Source organism: Pseudorhodoplanes sp. (genome assembly GCF_046289595.1).
Taxonomy (GTDB): Bacteria; Pseudomonadota; Alphaproteobacteria; order Rhizobiales; family Xanthobacteraceae; genus Pseudorhodoplanes.
This window is the reverse complement of the sequence record NZ_JBKBVB010000031.1, coordinates 1-18,327: the sequence shown is the minus strand read 5'-3', so window position 1 is coordinate 18,327 and position 18,327 is coordinate 1. Positions and strand designations below refer to the sequence as shown.

The following is an 18,327-nucleotide window of genomic DNA, read 5'->3' as shown; positions in this document are numbered from 1 at the left end:
AGAGCAACAGGGAGCGTCAGGAAATCATGGGGCTGTCCCGCAGGGCTTACGCGCGTCAGCGCGGGGTGTCGGAGATGGCCGTGCGCAAGGCGATTGTCTCCGGCCGGATTACGCTCGAACCGGACGGCACGATCGATCCTGTCAAGGCGGACGCGGCCTGGGCCGCCAACAGCGACCCGGCTTTTCCGCGATCAGCGGCCGCTGATCGCGCAAACGGCACCGGCGCCGGCGATGCGACCGATCCGGCGGGCAACAATTACGCGCGCGTGCGAACGGTTGGCGAGGCCCTCAAGGCGGAGGAGCGCCGCGTCAGACTCGATGTGCTCAAGGGCAAGCTGGTCGATCGGGCGCGCGCGGTCGCCACGGTCTTCTCCCTGGCGCGGCGCGAGCGCGACGCATGGGTGCAATGGCCGGCGCGCGTAGCCGCATTGATGGCATCGGAGCTCGGTGTCGATTCGCATCAGATGGAAACGGTTCTCGAACAGCATGTCCGACGGCATCTCGCCGAGCTCTCGGACGTCCGGGTCGAACTCCGGTGAGGCCTATGACGGCGAGGCCGACATCATTCGCGCCTGGGCGCGAGGTCTCGCCCCCGATCCGGCGCTGACGGTTTCCGAATGGGCGGACCGCTATCGCATCCTTTCGCCGCGCGCCTCCTCGGAAGCGGGACGATACCGGACCGATCGCACGCCCTACATGCGCGCGATCATGGACGCGCTCTCGCCGTCGCATCCGGCGCGGCGCGTCGTGTTCATGAAGGCGGCGCAGGTTGGTGCGACCGAAGCCGGCAACAACTGGATCGGCTACTGCATCCACCAGGCGCCCGGCCCGATCCTGGCGGTGCAGCCGACGACCGATCTGGCGAAACGCCTGTCGCAGCAGCGCATCGAGCCGCTGATCGAGGAAAGCCCGGAACTGCGCGGGATCGTGTTGCCGGCGCGGAGCCGCGATTCCGGCAATACCGTGCTCGCGAAACGGTTCGCCGGCGGGCAGTTGATCCTGGCCGGCGCCAACAGCGCCGTCGGTCTTCGATCGATGCCGGCGCGGTGGCTCTTCCTCGACGAAGTGGACGCTTATCCCGGCGACGTGGACGGCGAAGGCGATCCGATCGCGCTTGCCGAGGCGAGGACGAGGACGTTCGGGCATCGCCGCAAGGTCTTCATCGTCTCGACGCCGACGATCAAGGGATTGTCGCGCATCGAACGCGAGTTCGAGGCGACCGACCAGCGCCGCTACTTCGTGCCGTGTCCGCACTGCGGCCATATGCAATGGCTGCGCTTCGAGCGGCTGCGCTGGGAGAAGGGGCGGCCCGATACCGCCGAGTATGTCTGCGAAGGATGCGAGCGCGGCATCGCCGAGCACCACAAGACCGCGATGCTCGCGCGCGGCGAGTGGCGCGCGACGGCCGAGTGCGCGGACCCGCATGTGGTCGGATTTCATCTTTCGGCGCTCTATTCGCCGGTCGGATGGCTGTCGTGGGCGCAGATCGCCCGCGAATGGGAAGCAGCGCAGGGGAACGATGCCGCCATGAAGACGGCGAAGAACACGCTGCTCGGCGAGACCTGGCAGGAGCGCGGCGAGGCGCCCGATTGGAAGCGGCTCTATGAGCGCGAAAAGGAGCACGCGCTGCGCGTCGTTCCTTGGGGAGCGCTGGTACTCACGGCCGGCGCCGACGTTCAGCACGACCGCATCGAGGTCGATGTCTGGGCATGGGGCCGCGGCCTCGAAAGCTGGCTTGTCGATCACGTCGTCCTCGAAGGCGACACGTCGCAGGCCGCCGTCTGGGACGATCTGACCAGACTGATCGGCATGGAATGGCGGCACGAGGACGGGGCGCCGATGCGGATCGCGCGCCTCGCCATCGATTCCGGCGACGGCCGCTCGACATCGCAGGTCTATGCCTGGGTCCGAAAATTCGGAGCCGGCGTCGCAGCCGCGATCAAGGGCGTTGACGGATTCGATCGCTCGTCACCGGTTGACGGGCCGACCTACGTCGATGCGACCGAGGACGGGCGCAAGGTTCGCCGCGGCGTCCGGCTCTGGAAGGTTTCGGTCGCGGTCTTCAAATCCGAGACCTATCGCCTTCTGAGGCTCGAACGGCCGACTGCCGAGGAGACGGCGGAGGGCGTCGCCTTCCCCGACGGCTTCATCCACCTGCCGGTCGGGATCTCCGCAGAGTGGGTGAAGCAGCTCACGGCCGAACAGCTGGTCACGGTCCGCGATCGCCGCGGGTTCTCGAAACTCGAATGGCGGCAGATGCGCGAGCGCAACGAGGCGCTGGATTGCCGGGTCTACGCCCGCGCCGCCGCATGGTTGCTCGGCATCGATCGCTGGACCGAATCGAAATGGCAATCGCTTGAGCAGCAGGTTGCGGCCGATCGGTCGAAGGAGCAACCGGCCGGGCAAGTGCGCCAGCCGGTGAAGGCCGGCGAGAAGCGTAAATCAGACTGGCTTGGCGGTCGCGAAGGCGGGAGATGGTTCCGATGAGTTGGACGCAGGCAGAGCTTGACGCGCTCAAGGCGGCCTATGCGAGCGGGACGACGCGCGTGACCTATGACGGCAAGACCGTCGAATACGATTCGGAGGCGGCGCTGCTCCGACGCATTCAGACGATCGAGTCCGCAATCAGTGCGGCCGGCGGCAACCCACGTCCGGTGGCCGGTTATGCCTCCTTTGGCCGTGGCGATCGATGATGCAGGCTTCAGTCGCGACGTTGCTCGATCGCGCGATCGCGGCGGTTGCGCCGCGAGCCGGCGTGAAGCGGCTGCTCGCTAGGCAGGCCTTTGCCGGCTTGGCGAAGCGCGCCTATGACGGCGCCGCCACCGGCCGGCGCACCGACGGCTGGCGCTCGACCGGCGCGTCCGCGGACGCGGAGATCGCGTCGGCCGGCGCGGTTCTGCGCAACCGCATGCGCGACCTCGTGCGCAACAACCCGCACGCGGCGAAGGCCGTGAGCGCCTGGGTCAGCAACATCGTCGGCTCGGGCATCTGCCCGCGCGCGGCCAGCGGCGACGAGGCGCTCGACAAGAGGATCAACGATCTCTTCGCGGAATGGTCGAAGATTTGCGATGCGGACGGCCGCAGCGACTTTTACGGGCTCACCACGCTCGCGGTCTCAGGAATGGTCGAGGCAGGCGACATCTTCGCCCGGCGCCGCATCCGCCGGGCAAGCGACGGCCTGCCGGTGCCGTTGCAAATCCAGCTGAACGAGGCCGATCATCTCGACGAGTCGAAGATCGACGGCCGGCCGGACGGAAGCCGGACCGTGCGCGGGATCGAATACGATCCGCTCGGCCGCCGTGTCGCCTATTGGCTCTTCCCGGATCATCCGGGCGACATCGCGGTGCCGCTGTCGCGGGGCTATGCTTCGGTGCGCGTTCCCGCCGATGGCGTCGTCCATCTCTTCAAGCGCGATCGCGTGCAGCAGCGCGGCGTGCCGTGGGGCGCGCCCGTCATGCGCGCGCTCCGCGATCTCGACGATTGGACCAACGCCGAGCTCGTGCGCAAGAAGACCGAGGCCTGCCTCGTCGGCATCGTGACTGGCGGCGATGATGCCGACCAGGGCGTGGCGCCGTCGGTGGTCGATGCCGACGGCAAGACCATCGAGCAGTTCGAGCCCGGCCTGATCGCCTATGCGCGCGGCGGCAAGGACATCAAGTTCAACCAGCCGGCGGCAACCGCCGGGGTGAGTGAATGGCTGCGCGCGCAGCTGCACATCATCGCGGCCGGCTTCCGCATCCCCTACGAGCTTCTCACCGGCGACTTGAGCCAGGTGAACTATTCGTCGATCCGCGCCGGGATCGTGGAGTTCCGGCGCATCGTCGAGGCGATCCAGTGGCAGATCGTCATTCCGGTCTTCTGCCAGCCGATCTGGGACTGGTTCACCGAGGCGGCCTACATCGCAGGCCTTGTGCCCGCGCCGAGGATCGCGGTCACGTGGTCGCCGCCGCGCTTCGAGTATATGAACCCGCTCGATGACGCGCGCGCCGATCTCATGATGCTGCGCATGGGCGCGACCTCGCTCCCGCGTGTCATCGGCCGGCAGGGCGAGGATGTGGACGACATTCTTGCCGAGATCGCCGCGACCAACGCCAAGCTCGACGCGCTCGGCATCGTCCTCGACAGCGATCCGCGCAAGGTGACGCAGCAGGGCCTCTACCAGAAGGACCCGGCGAACGAGAACGCGCCGAAGCCCGGCCCCGCGAACAACTGAACAGGAGGCAGTCATGCCCGAAGCAGCCCTTCGGGAGCGCCGGCAGGCGCTTCCGATGCAGACCCGGCTCGCGCCCGTTTCTTCCGTCGACGCGGAGGCGCGCACCGTCGATCTCGTCTGGACCACGGGAGCGGCGGTCCGCCGGCGCCGGTACGATTGGGAGAGCGGGCGTGTCCTTAACTATGACGAAATTCTCGTCGTCTCGGAGAAGGCCGTCGATCTTTCGCCCCTCAACGCCGGCGCGGCCGTGCTCGACAGCCACGACACGTGGTCCACGCAGTCGCAGGTGGCGGTAGTCGAACGCGCCGCGATCGAGGGCGGCCAGGGCATCGCCACCGTGCGCTTCCCGAGGCCGGGCGTGGACGAGAACGCCGACCGCCTGTTCGCTCTCGTCGCGGACAAGATCGTCCGGAACGTGTCGGTCGGCTACGCGATCGACAAGGTGCGCATCGAGAAGTCCGAGACCGCTGGCGGGGTCGAGAAGTGGTTCGTCGAGCGCTGGACCCCTTACGAAATCAGCTTCGTGACCATCGGCGCCGATCCCGGCGCGCAGGTCCGGTCGGCGCCGCCCGACCGCCTCTTTCCCTTCGAGATCGTCAACCGGGCGCAGCCCGCCAACCAGGAGGTTCATGTCATGTCCGACAAGAACGGCATGCCGGGCAACGCACCGGCAACGGAAGAGAAGGCCGCCGAGGCGACTCGCGCCGCGGAAACGGCCGCCGCGCCGGCGAATGCCGACGCGGTGCGCGCCGAGGAACAGGAACGCATCACGACCATCACGGGCCTCGTCGATCGGTTCAAGCTCGATCGCGCGGTTGCCGACGATCTTGTGAAGCGCAACGTCTCGGTCGCCGATGCCCGCGCGACGATCCTCGACAAGCTCGCGGAGCGTGACGCGCGGGGGGTCGGCCATTCGCAGGTTTCGATGCCGGCCGGCGGTCTCGACGCTACCGTCACCCGCCGCGAGGCGATCGCGGAAGCGATCCTCCATCGCGCGCAGCCGCAGGCGTTCCAGATGACGGATCGCGCGCGCGAATATCGCGGCATGCGTCTCATTGACGTGGCGCGCGACTGCCTTGAAACGGCGGGCGTCCGCACCCGCGGCATGACTTCGGGCGAGATCGCGTATCAGGCGACGCGCGCCGCCGGCATGCAGGGCACGTCTGATTTTCCGCTGATCCTCGCGGCGGTCGCCGGTAAGCGTCTCCGGCAGGCCTATGCGGGCACGCCCCGCACCTTCCAGACTTGGGCGCGCGGCACGACGGCAACCGACTTCAAGCCGATGTATCCGACGCAGATCGGCAATTTCCCGGCGCTCAAGCCGGTCATGGAAGGCGCCGAGTTCAGCTACGGCTCGATCTCGGAGGGCCGCGAGTCCTATCAGCTCGCGACCTATGGCCGGATCGTGCCGCTGACGCGACAGGCGATCATCAACGACGATCTGCGCGCCTTCGACCGGGCGCTTGGCTCCGCCGGCCAGCGCGCGGCCGATCTGGAATCGGCCATCGTCTACAATGTGCTGATCGCCAACGCGAACCTCGCCGACGGCATTGCGCTCTTCCATGCCGATCACGGCAATGTCGGCACGGCGGCGGTGATCGCCGAAACCGCGCTTTCCGAGGCTTGGGAGAAGATGGCCCAGCAGAAGGACCTGGGCGACGGCACCGGCGCGGACAAGGAATATATCGACGCCCGCCCGCGCTTCATCCTCGTCCCGCCCGGTCAACGTTCGATCGAGGCGCGCAAGATGATCGCCGCGACCACGCCGGCGAAGGCTTCCGACGTGAACGCCTTTACGGGGTCTCTGACCATCGTCGAGGAACCGCGGCTGTTCAAGACCGGCGGTCCGCAGCCCTGGTATCTCGCGGCCGACCCGAATCTCGTCGATACGGTCGAATACGCCCATCTCGAAGGGCAGACGGAGCCGTTCATCGACCAGCGCGCCGGCTTCGAGGTCGATGGCGTCGAAATCAAGGTGCGGCATGATTTCGCCGCCAAGGCGCTCGACTTCCGCGGCCTCTTCTACAACGCGGGCGCCAACCCGGCTTGAGCTTAAGCCGCCTCCGTCTCCTCCTCCCGAGGCTGGGGCATGACTGCGGAGTGCCGTTCATGGCGCTCCGCTTTTTTTCATCTCCGATGGAGAAGGCCATGAAGAATTTCGTTCAAGCCGGCGATACCCTCGTCGTTCCCGCTCCCTACGATCGTTCCGCCGGCCAGGGCGCCCAAGCCGGTCAAATCTTCGGTGTCTGCGCCGGCGATGCCGTAAGCGGCGCCGACGTGGCGCTGAAGGTTTCCGGCGTGTTCGATCTCACCAAGATCGGTTCGCAGGCCTGGACGGTCGGGCAGCTGATCTACTGGGACAACACCAACAAGCGTTGCACCAATGTCGCCACCGGCAATCTCTTGATCGGCGTGGCTGTGACGGCGGTCGATAACGGCGCCGGCAGCACCATCGGCCGCGTCCGTCTCAACGGCGCGGCGCGCGCCAACGAGGCGTAATGTCGATGCAGGCCGCCTTCGCCGCGGCGATCGACGCAATCTTCCGCGACGCCAATGTCGCGGAAGACGCGACGTGGCGACCGGGCGATGCCGGCCCTGGCATCGCGGTGCGGGTCGTGCGCAAGACGCCGGATCAGGTGGTCGGCTTTGGCGACAGCCGGGCGGTTCTGCCCACGGTGCTGATCGACGTGCGCGCTTCGGAAATAGCGTCGCCTGCATCTGGCGATACGGTAGAGATCGGAACGCTTGTGCTCGAAATCATCGGTACGCCGGTGCTGAACAGCCTCGGCCTCGCATGGTCCTGCGAGGCTGCGCCGCGGGACTGATCCGATGCGTTTCTCGCTTAAGGCGGACGACCTCACGCGCGGGTTGAAGTCAGCCGAAGGCGATGTTGCGCGTTCGGTGACCGCCGCCATGCGGCGGGCGGCCGAAGGCATGAAGGGCGACCTGCGGGCCGATGTGCTGGATGCCGGGCTCGGGCAGCGGCTCGCCAACACCTGGCGCGGTAGGACATTCCCTGAGAACGGCGCGAGCATCGAGGCGGCGGCGTTCGTTTGGTCGAAGGCGCCGAACATCGTCGATGCCTTCGACCGCGGCGTAACCATCCGTTCAAACCGCGGCTTCTGGCTCGCCATTCCGACACCGGCGGCGGGCAAGATGGGTCTCACGTCTACCGGCGCGCGCAAGCGCATCATGCCGGGCGGTTGGGAACGGCGCACCGGCATGCGGCTGCGCTTCGTCTATCGGCGCGGAGCCCCCTCCTTGCTCGTCGCGGACAACGCGCGGCTCACGAAGCGTGGACTCGCACGGGCGAATACCGGGCGAAGCAGGGGCGGCGCAACCTATACGCGGCTTGCAGGCAGATCGACCGTCGTCGTCTTCATTCTCGTGTCGCAGGTGACGCTCCGCAGGCGTCTCGATATCGACGGCATCGCGCAGCGTTGGGCGGCGCGCGTCGGCCCGTTGCTCGTTCAGAATTGGAGATGAAAGTTGGCCAGCAAGCGCGAGCAGGTGCTCGACGCGGTCGTCGCGTTGATCGACGCCGCGTTGCCGGCGGCGAAGGTCGAGCGCAACGCGGCCAAGCCCGAGCGCATTCCGCCGGGCGGACTCGCGATCGTGCGCGACGGCGATCCGGGCGAGCCGGAGATGCTGCTCTCGCCATTGACGTATCTCTATACGCACCGCATTCCGGTCGAGATTGCCGCGCGCGAGAGCGGAACGCAGTCGCGTGAGCAAGTCTTGGACGCCATGCTTGCAGCGATCGGCGCGGCGGTTGCCGCCGACCGCACGCTCGGCGGCCTGTGCGATTTCATCGAGGCGGAAGCGCCGGCGACCGCCGACATCGATGCGGCCGGCGCGCAGACCGCGCGCTGGGCGGACGCCGCGATCGTCGCGAGTTACGGCACGTCCGATCCGCTGAACTGATCATGTTCATTCCAGGAGGCATCCTATGGCGAGAGCACGCGGGGCCAATGCCCTTATGGCGGCGGCATTCGAGACCACCTACGGCACGCCGCCGGTAAGCGGTTACAAGAAGCTGCCGTTCGTCTCCTCCGCGCTCGGCGAGGAGCAGAACCTGATAGAAAGCGATCTCCTCGGGCTCGGCCGCGAACCCCTGCCGCCGAGCAAGGACGTGGCCAACAATGAGGGCGACGTGGTCGTCCCCGTCGATCTGCGCAATTTCGGCTACTGGCTCAAGCTTCTGCTCGGCGCGCCGACAACGACGGGAACGGGGCCTTATACGCACACCTTCGTCTCGGGCGCGCTTTCCCTTCCTTCGATGGCGATCGAGATCGGACTGCCCGACGTGCCGAGCTACGGCATGAATTTCGGCGCGCGCGCGAATTCCATGAGCATCCAGATGCAACGCTCGGGGCTTCTGAACGCCACCATGGGCCTGATCGCGCAGGGCGAGACGCGCGCGGCATCGTCCGGTGCGGGGACGCCGTCGGAAGCTGCGATCGAGCGGTTTTCGCAGGGGATCGGCGCAATCGAGCGCAACGGCGTCGCGCTCGGCAATGTCGTGTCGGCGGAACTCAACTATTCCAACAATCTCGACAAGGTCGAGGTCATCCGTTCCGACGGGCGGATCGAGGACGCGGAACCCGCGATGGTGGCTGCGACCGGCAACGTCGTCGTGCGATTTGCAAACACGACGCTGCTCGATCAGGCGGTCAACGGCACGGCGTGCGAGTTGTCGTTCGGCTGGGAAATCGATGCCAACCGCTCGCTTCTCTTCACGTTGCACGAAGTCTATCTGCCGCGTCCGAAACTCCCCGTGAGCGGACCGGGCGGCGTGCAGGCGACGTTCGCCTTCCAGGCCGCCAAGGACCCAAGTTTGAACAAGACGCTGACGGCCGCGCTCGTCAATGACGTGGAAACCTATTGAGGGTGGCGATGCTCAAGCTTTCCATCGATAGGGAACCGTTCTGGCTCGATGTGCAACCCGGCGTGCGTCTCAAGATGCGGCCGGCGACGGTCGCGGCGATCCTTGCCGCGCGCGCCGCCGCGGCGGACACATTGCGCGCCGGCGGGGACGATGTGGAAACGCAAGCCGGCTTTGCCTTCACGCGCGCGCTCGCGCGCTTCGGCATCGTCGCGTGGGAAGGCATCGGCGATCGGGACGGCAATCCGGTTGCGCCTTCGCCGGAGGCGATCGATGCTGCGCTCGAATGCTGGCCGGTCTTCGACGCGATCGACCGGCTCTATGTCGCGCCGGTATTGCTGCGGACCGGCGAAAAAAACGCCTGATCGCCCTCGCCGAATGGCATTTCGGCGGGGGCGACGGCTACTGCTCCGCGTGCCCCAAGACATGCGCCGAATGCCCTTACGTCCTCAACGCCCCGCGCACGCCTGACGGGGTTGCGGCCTGGGAGGCGATCCGGCGCGCCGCCGGCCAGGTGCGGGCAACCGATGCCCGTGTCTATGCGCTCGACTTTGGCGCGGTGCTGCTCCTGGCCGCCGCCATGGACGCCCTCAACCCGCTCCTTGTCGAAGCGCTGCCCGAGATCGAACCGATCGTCGTGCGCGCCTATGCGCGGGACGCCGACTGACATGAGCACGACGCAACCGCGAGCCTAAGCGAGCGATGTCCACGACAAGTGTTTCGATCCGCCTCAATGTCGAGGGCAAGGCAGAAATCAAGCGCGCCTTTGACGAGGTCGCCCTCAGCGGCACGGCGGCCTTCCGCGGCATCGCCTCCGCGATGGACACGGCCGGCGCCGCGACCGACCGCGAGACGCAACGCCTGCAACGGCTTGCGCAGGCGGCGAGGCAGGCCGCCGCCGCGGAACAGGCGCAGCGCGGCTTCAATCAGATTCTCGGCGTCGGCGCGCCGGTCAAATCCGCACGCGATTCCGCTGAGGTCTTCGAGAGCGCCGCCAGGGCGGCCGAGGACTTGCAGCGTCGCAGCGAGGCGCTGCGCGCGCAGATCGATCCGCTCGGCGCGGCGCAGAAAAAGCTCAACGCCGAGATCGCCGATGCCAACGCGCTTTACAAGGCCGGCGCGATCACCGCCAAGGAACAGGCCGCCGCGCATGCGCTCGCGCAGGCGCGGTTCGACGCGACCGCCAAGGCGCTCGGCGCGGTCGGCGGTCAGTCGCGGCTCTCCTCCGCGCAGCTTGCGAACCTGACCTATCAGCTCAACGACGTCGTCGTCAGCCTTGCGTCCGGTCAGCAGCCCATGATGGTGATGATCCAGCAGGGCTCACAGATCGCCCAGGTCATGGGTCAGGCGGGCGTGACCGGCACGCTGAAGGGGCTCGGTCAGGCGCTGGGGGCGCTGCTGACGCCGGCGCGGATGGCCACCGGCGCGATTGCCGCGATCGCCATCGGCGCCGCGACCGCCTGGAACGCCTGGTTCGAAAGCCAGCGCAACGTGGCGACCGCGCTCGCCGGCGCGGGGCGCATCGCCGGCGCGACGGTCGCCGACATCAACCGGATTGCCGAAGCGGGCGCCGCGGCCGGGAAGCTGTCGACTTCGGCCGCGCGCGAGATGGCGGCCGACTTCGCGCGGACCGGCAAGATCGGCAAGGACATGTTCGGCGATCTGATCGCCGTCGCCAAGAACTACGCCGCAACCGTCAATGCGGACCTCGGCGACGCGGTCAAGCAGCTTACGCAGGCTTTCGCCGATCCCGCGCGTGGCGCAGAGACGCTCAACAATCAACTCGGCTTTCTCGACGACCGCACACGACAGTATCTTCGCCGGCTCGTCGAGCAGAACGATCGCACCGCCGCGCAGCGCGTGCTGCTCGATGCCATGCGCGGCAGCCTTGTGAACGCAGAACAGGCCACTTCCGCGCTTGGCCGCGCCTGGGACGCGGTCAAGCGCGCGGCCTCCGACGCGGCGGATGCCTTGGGGCGCGCCGTCGATCGCGCAACCGGCGGCGGCACGGCCGAGGAACGACTTGCCGCGATCGAGCGCCGGATGGCCGCGCTTTCGCGTGGCGGCGGCGCGCCGTCGCGCGTGCTCAACGATCTTCAGCGGCAGGCTGACGAATTGCGCGTCAGGATCGCCGAAGTGCGCCGGCAGGCCGATATTGGGCGTATCGAGGCGCAGGCGCGGGAACTCTCGCTTCGCGTCGGCGAGGCGGTCCGCGATATCGTTCCCGGCACCGAGACGATCCGTCAGCTCGAAGCCGTTCGCGGGTCTCTCGGCCGCTTGCTCGAAGACCCGCTCGCGGCAAAGCATGTCGGCAACCTGCGGGATGTGGAGAACGCTTATCGCCGCGTCACCCAGGCGCTCGAAAGCTATCGCGGCGAGAACGCGCGCTTCCTCGATCCGTTCGCGCGCAAGCTCCGCCTGCAAGAGATCGAGATCGCGCTGATCAACGCCACGACGCCGGCGCAGAAGGCGGCGCTCGAAGCCGAACGGACTCGCATTGAGTTGATCGGTCAGTCGATCACGTCCGAGCAGCAGGCTCTCGCCGTCGCCCAGGCGCGCAATCGCGTGTTCGCGGAAGCGTCCCGGTTCGTCCGCGACTATGCCCGTGATCAGCAATTCACGATCGAGCAGACGCGGGCCGAGATCGCCTTCGTCGGCCGAAGCGTTGAGGAGAAGGACAAGTACATCGCCCGCCTCCGCGCCGAGCAGGACCTGCGCCGGCAGGGGATTTCGGCGGCGAGCGCCGAAGGCTTGCTGATCCTCGCCAATGCCGAGCGGCAGGCCGCGCTCAACGCTCAGCTCGACCGCGCGCGGGGGCTCATGCAGAGCTTGCAGGGTGTTTTTGATTCCGTGATGAACCGCTTTGCGGACCTGCTTGCGCAAGGCAAATTCGATTGGAAGTCGTGGGCGGATGCTGCGCGCGCCGCGATCATCGATATCAACCGCGAGCTCCTCAAGCTCGCTCTGATCAATCCGTTGAAGAACCTGCTGTTAGGCTTGAACACGCCGACGCTGGTAGGCGCGGGTGGCCTGCTCGGATACCTACTCAGGGCTATACGCCTGCATGACGGTGGCGTCGTCGGTCTTGCCGGCACGCCCCTTCTTGCGCCAGCTGCGGTCTTCGCCCGTGCGCCGCGATTTCATGACGGAGTGTTCCTCAAGCCTGACGAAGTCCCGGCGATCCTGCAACGCGGCGAGCGCGTGCTCTCGCGCGCGGAGGCGCGCCGCTACGAACGCGGCGGCGGCGAGGCGGCGCCGATCGTCAACGTCACGATCCAGACGCCGAACCCGGCGGCCTTTCGGGCGAGCCGCACGCAGCTTGCGGCCGACCTCTCGCGCGCGGTGCAGATCGGGATGCGGGGACGATAGGACATGCCGCAGCCTTTCCTCGATATTGCCTTTCCGAACGCGGTGGCGCGCGGCGCCACCGGCGGACCCGGCTTCTCGACCAACGTCGTGACGCTCGGCTCGGGCTCGGAGCGCCGCAACATCCAGTGGGCGAGCGCCCGCGGCGAATGGAACATCTCAACCGGCATCCGCACCCGCGCGGAGATGCAGGCGGTCATCGCCCATTTCTATGTCGTGAAGGGACGCGGCTACTCGTTTCGCTTCAAGGACTGGAACGACTACCAAGCCGCCGACGTGCCGATGGTTCAGGTCACGTCCACCGTTTGGCAGCTCGTCAAACGCTATAATATCGGCGGCTACGAGCACGTTCGCACGATCACCAAGCCGGTCTCCGGCACGGTTGCGACCAAGGTCGGCGGCTCGCCGGTTACGCCTTCCGACATCGACCATCTGACCGGTCTGGTGACGTTCGCCAGCCCACCGGGCTCGGCGCCGACCGCGACCTTCGATTTCGACGTGCCGGTTCGGTTCGACACGGACAAGCTGCCCGTGCAGGCGAACGCCTGGGACCAGCAGATCGTCCCGCAGATCAACCTGATCGAGGTCAAGGAATGAAGACGCTCGACGCGGGCCTTGTCGCACATCTCCTGGGCGGCGTCACGACGCTTTGCCATTGCTGGCGCGTGGCGCGCAAGGACGGCGCGGTTCTCGGCTTCACCGACCACGACCGCGATCTCGTCATCGAGGGCGTGACCTACAAGGCGGCAACCGGGTTCACGGCAACCGCCATCGAGGACCAGCTCGGGCTTGCCGTCTCGAACCTCGATGTGGACGGCGCGCTTTCCTCGGCGGCGATCACCGAGGACGATCTCAACGCCGGCCTCTACGACGACGCAGCCGTCATAATCATGCGCGTCAACTGGCAGGACGTGTCCCAGCGGGTCATTCTCCGCTCGGGCTTCCTCGGCCAGGTGACGCGCGGCGAAGCGGCATTCTCGGCCGAGCTCCGCGGTCTTGCGGCGAAGCTCGACCAGAGCGCAGGCCGTGTCTTTCAAAGAACCTGCGCCTGGGAGCTCGGCGATTCGCGTTGCCAGATCGATCTCGGCGCGCCGGCGCATCACGGGACTGGAACGGTCGTAAGCGTCATCAGCAGTTTCGACTTCACGGCAAGCGGGATCGGCTCCTTTGTCCCCGGTATCTTCAGCCGCGGCAAGATCGTTTGGACGAGCGGAGACAATGCCGGCCTTGCGGTCGAAGTGAAGGCGCATTCGCAGGGGGCGCCGAACGCATGGTTGTCGCTGTTTCTTCCCATGCCGCGCCCGATCGAGGTCGGCGATACCTTCGACATCACCGCCGGTTGCGACAAGCGCCTTGAGACCTGCCGTGATCGTTTTGCCAACGTCGTCAATTTTGGCGGCTTCCCGCACATGCCCGGCAACGACTTCGCGCTTGGCTACGCCAGGCAGGGTGACAATAACGATGGCGGCTCGTTGTTCAGTAGTGGTTAGCCGCGCCGACATCATCGCCGAGGCGCGGAGCTGGATCGGGACGCCCTATGCGCATCAGGCCTCGGTCAAGGGCGTCGGCTGCGATTGCCTCGGGCTCGTGCGCGGGGTCTGGCGATCGCTCTTCGGCTTCGAACCCGAGAAGCCGCCGCCCTACATGCGCGATTGGGCGGAACTGCATGGGCGCGAGACTCTCGCTGAAGCGGCCGGACGGCACATGATCCCGGTCGCGGTCGGTGCGATACAGCCAGGCGACGTGCTGCTATTCGCGATGAAGGATCGTTCTCCGGCCAAGCACTGCGCGATCCTGACCGAGCCCGGTCGGATGGTGCATTCGGTCGAAGCGCACCCGGTCGCCGAAGTTTCGTTGTGGTCCGGCCTTGACCGCCGGCGTTTGCGGTTCGCCTTCTCCTTCCCGAATCTGACGGATTGATCAATGGCAGCTCTCGTTCTCACCGTCGGGGCGGCTGTCCTGACGGGAGGCGCCGCCGCGTGGGTTACGACACTCGCGACAGCCGCGGCGGCGGTCGCCGGTAGCTATATCGACGCCTTCCTGTTCGGTCCCGGCCCGATGAAGCAGGAAGGCCCACGTCTCGACAATCTTCAGATTCAGGCGTCTACCGAAGGCGCCGCCATTCCCGAAATCGCCGGCCGCGTGCGGCTCGCCGGCCAGATTATCTGGGCGACCAAGTTCAAGGAGGTCGCCAAGACCGAGACGGGCGGCGGCGGCAAGGGCGGCGGCCCGACGGTCACGACTACGACCTACACCTATTATGCCAATTTCGCCGTCGGCCTCTGCGAGGGCGTGATCGATCGCATCGGACGCATCTGGGCCGACGGCAAGCCGCTCGACATGAGCGGCGTCACCATGCGTGTCTATCGCGGCACCGCCGACCAGCCGCCTGATCCCCTGATTGAAGGCATCGAGGGGACGGCGAATGCGCCGGCATATCGTGGCACCGCATACGTCGTCTTCGAGAATCTTGAGATCACGCAATTCGGCAACCGGTTGCCGCAGCTATCCTTTGAACTGTTCCGCCGGGTTTCGCCGTCCGACGGTTCGGGGCTCGAAGACATCGTTCAGGCGATCACGCTGATCCCCGGCGCCGGCGAGCGCGTCTATGACACGGTGGTCCACACGCGTGATCTCGGCGGCGGCGCCACCATGCCGGAGAACAAATTCGCGGGGCAGGACACAGCCGACTGGAACGTCGCGCTTGGTGCGCTTGAGGCTTCGATTCCCAATGCCAACACGGTATTGCTCGTCGTCGGATGGTTCGGCGACGATCTGCGCGTCGGCAACTGCACGATCCGGCCGAAGGTCGAGGTCTCGAACAAGACCACGACACCGAATGCCTGGAAGGTGCATACGCTGACCCGCGAAAACGCACTGGTCATGAGCACGGTGGATGGCCGCCCAGCCTACGGCGGCACGCCGTCGGATGATTCCGTCGTGCGCGCGATCCGTGATCTTAAGGCGCGCGGTTTTACTGTTGTCTTCTATCCGTTCCTGTTTATGGACATCGCGCAAGGGAACGCCTTGCCCGATCCATGGACCGGCGACACCGGCCAGCCCGCCTATCCCTGGCGCGGGCGCATCACCTGCGATCCGGCGCCGGGGCGGATCGGAACCGCCGACAAGACATCGGCCGCGACCGGGCAGGTCGCTTCGTTCTTCGGCACGGCGTCACCGTCCGACATCGCGGTTTCGGTGAACGCCAGTACGAACGCTGTTTCGACAAGCTATTCGGGACCGGATGAATGGTCCTACCGCCGCTTCATTCTGCATTACGCGAAGCTCTGCGCCGCAGTGAACGCGCTCGACGCAGGAGCGGTGGACGCATTCCTGATCGGGTCCGAGTTCCGCAGTCTGACGACGGTCCGCGACAGTGCGACGACTTACCCGGCGGTGGCGAAGCTGAAGGAGCTCGCCGACGACGTGAAGACCATCATGGGGGCCGGCGTGAAGGTCGGCTATGCCGCGGATTGGTCGGAATACGCCAATCACAACCCGGACGACGGCACGGGCGATCTCTTCTTTCACCTCGATCCGCTCTGGGCGGACGACAACATCGATTTCGTCGGCGTCGATCTCTACGTGCCCCTCTCCGATTGGCGCGAAGGCAACGACCACCTCGACGCGCTCGCCGGCGCCGCCTCGATCTACGACCTCGATTATCTGCGCTCCAACATCGAAGGCGGCGAATATTTCGACTGGTATTATGCTTCGCAAGCGGATCGCGACGCGCAGAGCCGCTCGCCGATCGCCGACGGCGCCTATGGAAAGCCATGGGTTTATCGCGCCAAGGATTTTCGCAATTGGTGGCTCAACCAGCACTTCAACCGGCCGGGCGGGATCGAGAGCGGCACGCCGACCGCATGGGTGCCTGAATCGAAACCGATCTGGTTCACCGAGTTGGGCTTCCCTTCGGTGGACAAGGCGACCAACCAGCCGAACGTGTTTTATGACCCCAAATCGTCGGAGAGCCTCCTTCCGCATTACTCGCGCGGCACGCGCGACGACCTGATTCAGCGCCGCGGCATCGAGGCCGTGCTGACCTACCGGGCGGCCAATAACCCGGTGTCCTCCGTTTACGACGGTCCAATGATCGGCAAGATCGCGGTCTGGACATGGGATGCGCGTCCCTATCCGGCCTGGCCGTCACGAAAGGACATCTGGGGCGACGGCGATCTCTGGCCGCTCGGGCACTGGCTCAACGGGAAGGTCGGCTTGGCCGATCTTGCGGCGCTCGTCGCCGAGCGCTGCAGGCGCGTTGGCTTCACCGCTTACGACGTAACCGCGCTGACCGGCATCGTCGTTGGCTATGTGCGCGACCGGCCGATGAGCCCGCGCGCCGAGATCGAGCTGCTCATGAATGCCTTCGCCTTCGATGCCGTCGAAAGCGAAGGCGTGATTCGCTTCCTGCCGCGCGGGCGCGCCGCCGTGGCGGAATTCGATATTGGCGACTGCGTGCTTCCCGAGCAGGGCGATATCCTGAAGCTGACCCGCGCGCAGGAAACAGACCTTCCGGACATCGTTTCGATCACTTTCATCGACGGAAGCAAGAACTACGACAGCGGTACGGTCTCGGCAAGCCGGATCGCCGGCTATTCCGAGCGCAAGACGGACGTGACCGTGCCGCTCGTCATGGACGAAACCCAGGCTCAGGCAATCGCCGATCGCGCACTTGCCGAAGCCTGGATCGGGCGGGAGACCGCGCAATACGCGGTGCCTCCGGACCGGATCGATCTCGACGCCGGCGACGTGATCAATCTCGTCATCGACGGCCGGCCGCGCGAGTTCCGTCTGACCCGCATCAGCGACGCATGGTCGCGCTCGATCGAGGCGCAGCGTTGCGAGGGCGCGGTCTATGCGCCGCCGCTTCCGGGCTTGAAGCCGCCGGTCTTCGAGCCGCCGCCGGTCTATGGCCGTGCTATCCTTGAGCTGATGGATTTGCCAATGCTGCGCGACGACGACGTGGGCTATGCGCCCTATGTCGGCGCCTCGGCGACGCCCTTTGCCGGAGTGACATTGATGGACAGTGCGACCGGCATCGACTACGCGGTCGATACCGTCCTGCCCATCCGCGCCGCGATCGGCGAGACCATCTTCGACTTCTGGTCGGGGCCGACCGCCTACTTCGATATCGTCAACACGCTCCGCGTGAAGCTCTATTCGGGTGAGCTTGCAAGCCTCGACGAGGCGACGATCCTTTCGGGACGCGCCAACGGGCTCGCGATCAGGAACGCCGACGGCGATTGGGAAATCCTGCAATTCTGCAACGCAGCGCTCGTCAATACCGGCATTTATGACCTGACCAAGCTCCTGCGCGGCCGGCTCGGCACCGAGCATGCGATGCGCAATCCGGTTGCCGCGGGCGCACGTGTCGTCCTTCTTGACGGCGCCGTCGCACAAATCCAGGCGGCGCTCGCCGAACGCGGCGTGTCGCGGTTCTACAAGTGGGGACCGTCCAGCCTCGATCCGTTTGATGTCGCGTGGCAGCAAGCCACGTTCACCGCGCGCTGCGTCGGACTGATGCCATGGTCGCCGGTGCATGTGGCGGGCATCCGTAACGGCGCCGGCGATCTCTCGATAACCTGGATCCGGCGCACGCGCTTCGGCGGCGTCTGGGCCGATGGCGCCGACGTGCCGCTCAACGAGGAAAACGAGCGCTACGAGGTCGATATCCTCGACGGCGCCGACGTGGTGCGCACGCTCAGCACCACTTCGCCGGCCGCGACCTATACGGCCGCGCAGCAGACCGCCGACTTCGGATCGCCGCAGGCCTCGATCGCGGTGGCCGTCTATCAGCTTTCCGCCGTCGTAGGACGCGGTTGGTCCAAGGCCGCCACCCTCTGAACAACACCAACACATA

Annotated in this window: 17 protein-coding genes; all 17 read left to right on the top strand. The window is 66.6% G+C overall.

Annotated elements, in window-relative coordinates:
• The first annotated feature begins 26 nt into the window (after positions 1-26).
• From ACK41X_RS08900 to ACK41X_RS08820, 17 genes are read left to right on the top strand one after another with little or no spacing between them, the layout of a single operon-like run.
• Positions 27-539: an elements of external origin gene (locus tag ACK41X_RS08900; protein WP_409721535.1), complete on the top strand. Its 513-nt coding sequence runs from the start codon at positions 27-29 to the stop codon at positions 537-539.
• Positions 487-2,487 (top strand): phage terminase large subunit family protein, encoded by a 2,001-nt coding sequence (locus ACK41X_RS08895; protein ID WP_409721533.1) that lies wholly within the window; start codon positions 487-489, stop codon positions 2,485-2,487. Before ACK41X_RS08900 ends, ACK41X_RS08895 begins: the two co-directional genes overlap by 53 nt.
• Positions 2,484-2,693 (top strand): phage head-tail joining protein, encoded by a 210-nt coding sequence (locus ACK41X_RS08890; RefSeq protein WP_409721530.1) that lies wholly within the window; start codon positions 2,484-2,486, stop codon positions 2,691-2,693. Before ACK41X_RS08895 ends, ACK41X_RS08890 begins: the two co-directional genes overlap by 4 nt.
• Positions 2,693-4,213, top strand: a complete 1,521-nt coding sequence (locus tag ACK41X_RS08885) for a phage portal protein (RefSeq protein ID WP_409721527.1) — start codon at positions 2,693-2,695, stop codon at positions 4,211-4,213. The genes ACK41X_RS08890 and ACK41X_RS08885 overlap by 1 nt, the downstream gene beginning before the upstream one ends.
• A 13-nt stretch (positions 4,214-4,226) precedes the next feature.
• Positions 4,227-6,263 carry a prohead protease/major capsid protein fusion protein gene (locus tag ACK41X_RS08880; protein ID WP_409721525.1) on the top strand — a complete coding sequence of 679 codons (2,037 nt, stop codon included), beginning with the start codon at positions 4,227-4,229 and terminating at the stop codon, positions 6,261-6,263.
• 59 nt (positions 6,264-6,322) lie between these two features.
• On the top strand, positions 6,323-6,712 hold the full coding sequence (locus ACK41X_RS08875) for a DUF2190 family protein (RefSeq protein WP_409721523.1): 390 nt from the start codon (positions 6,323-6,325) through the stop codon (positions 6,710-6,712).
• On the top strand, positions 6,712-7,038 hold the full coding sequence (locus ACK41X_RS08870; protein ID WP_409721520.1) for a hypothetical protein: 327 nt from the start codon (positions 6,712-6,714) through the stop codon (positions 7,036-7,038). Before ACK41X_RS08875 ends, ACK41X_RS08870 begins: the two co-directional genes overlap by 1 nt.
• A 4-nt stretch (positions 7,039-7,042) precedes the next feature.
• Entirely contained in the window at positions 7,043-7,699 is a 657-nt protein-coding gene (locus ACK41X_RS08865; RefSeq protein ID WP_409721517.1) for a DUF6441 family protein, read from the top strand.
• Between the two features lie 3 nt (positions 7,700-7,702).
• Positions 7,703-8,137, top strand: coding sequence for a hypothetical protein (locus tag ACK41X_RS08860; protein WP_409721514.1), 435 nt, complete (start codon positions 7,703-7,705; stop codon positions 8,135-8,137).
• Positions 8,138-8,162: 25 nt separating this feature from the next.
• A complete protein-coding gene (locus ACK41X_RS08855; RefSeq protein WP_409721512.1) occupies positions 8,163-9,101 on the top strand; it encodes a phage tail tube protein in 939 nt (312 codons plus the stop codon).
• Between the two features lie 8 nt (positions 9,102-9,109).
• Positions 9,110-9,463 carry a hypothetical protein gene (locus tag ACK41X_RS08850; protein ID WP_409721509.1) on the top strand — a complete coding sequence of 118 codons (354 nt, stop codon included), beginning with the start codon at positions 9,110-9,112 and terminating at the stop codon, positions 9,461-9,463.
• Positions 9,385-9,765 carry a hypothetical protein gene (locus ACK41X_RS08845; RefSeq protein ID WP_409721506.1) on the top strand — a complete coding sequence of 127 codons (381 nt, stop codon included), beginning with the start codon at positions 9,385-9,387 and terminating at the stop codon, positions 9,763-9,765. The genes ACK41X_RS08850 and ACK41X_RS08845 overlap by 79 nt, the downstream gene beginning before the upstream one ends.
• A 35-nt stretch (positions 9,766-9,800) precedes the next feature.
• The gene (locus ACK41X_RS08840) at positions 9,801-12,467 is read left to right on the top strand and encodes a phage tail tape measure protein (RefSeq protein WP_409721504.1); all 2,667 of its coding nucleotides are present in this window, start codon (positions 9,801-9,803) and stop codon (positions 12,465-12,467) included.
• 3 nt (positions 12,468-12,470) lie between these two features.
• A complete protein-coding gene (locus tag ACK41X_RS08835; RefSeq protein ID WP_409721501.1) occupies positions 12,471-13,061 on the top strand; it encodes a DUF2460 domain-containing protein in 591 nt (196 codons plus the stop codon).
• On the top strand, positions 13,058-13,954 hold the full coding sequence (locus tag ACK41X_RS08830) for a DUF2163 domain-containing protein (protein WP_409721498.1): 897 nt from the start codon (positions 13,058-13,060) through the stop codon (positions 13,952-13,954). Before ACK41X_RS08835 ends, ACK41X_RS08830 begins: the two co-directional genes overlap by 4 nt.
• On the top strand, positions 13,926-14,384 hold the full coding sequence (locus tag ACK41X_RS08825; protein WP_409721495.1) for an NlpC/P60 family protein: 459 nt from the start codon (positions 13,926-13,928) through the stop codon (positions 14,382-14,384). Before ACK41X_RS08830 ends, ACK41X_RS08825 begins: the two co-directional genes overlap by 29 nt.
• Before the next feature lie 3 nt (positions 14,385-14,387).
• Positions 14,388-18,311 (top strand): glycoside hydrolase/phage tail family protein, encoded by a 3,924-nt coding sequence (locus ACK41X_RS08820; protein ID WP_409721493.1) that lies wholly within the window; start codon positions 14,388-14,390, stop codon positions 18,309-18,311.
• The last annotated feature ends 16 nt before the right edge of the window (positions 18,312-18,327 follow it).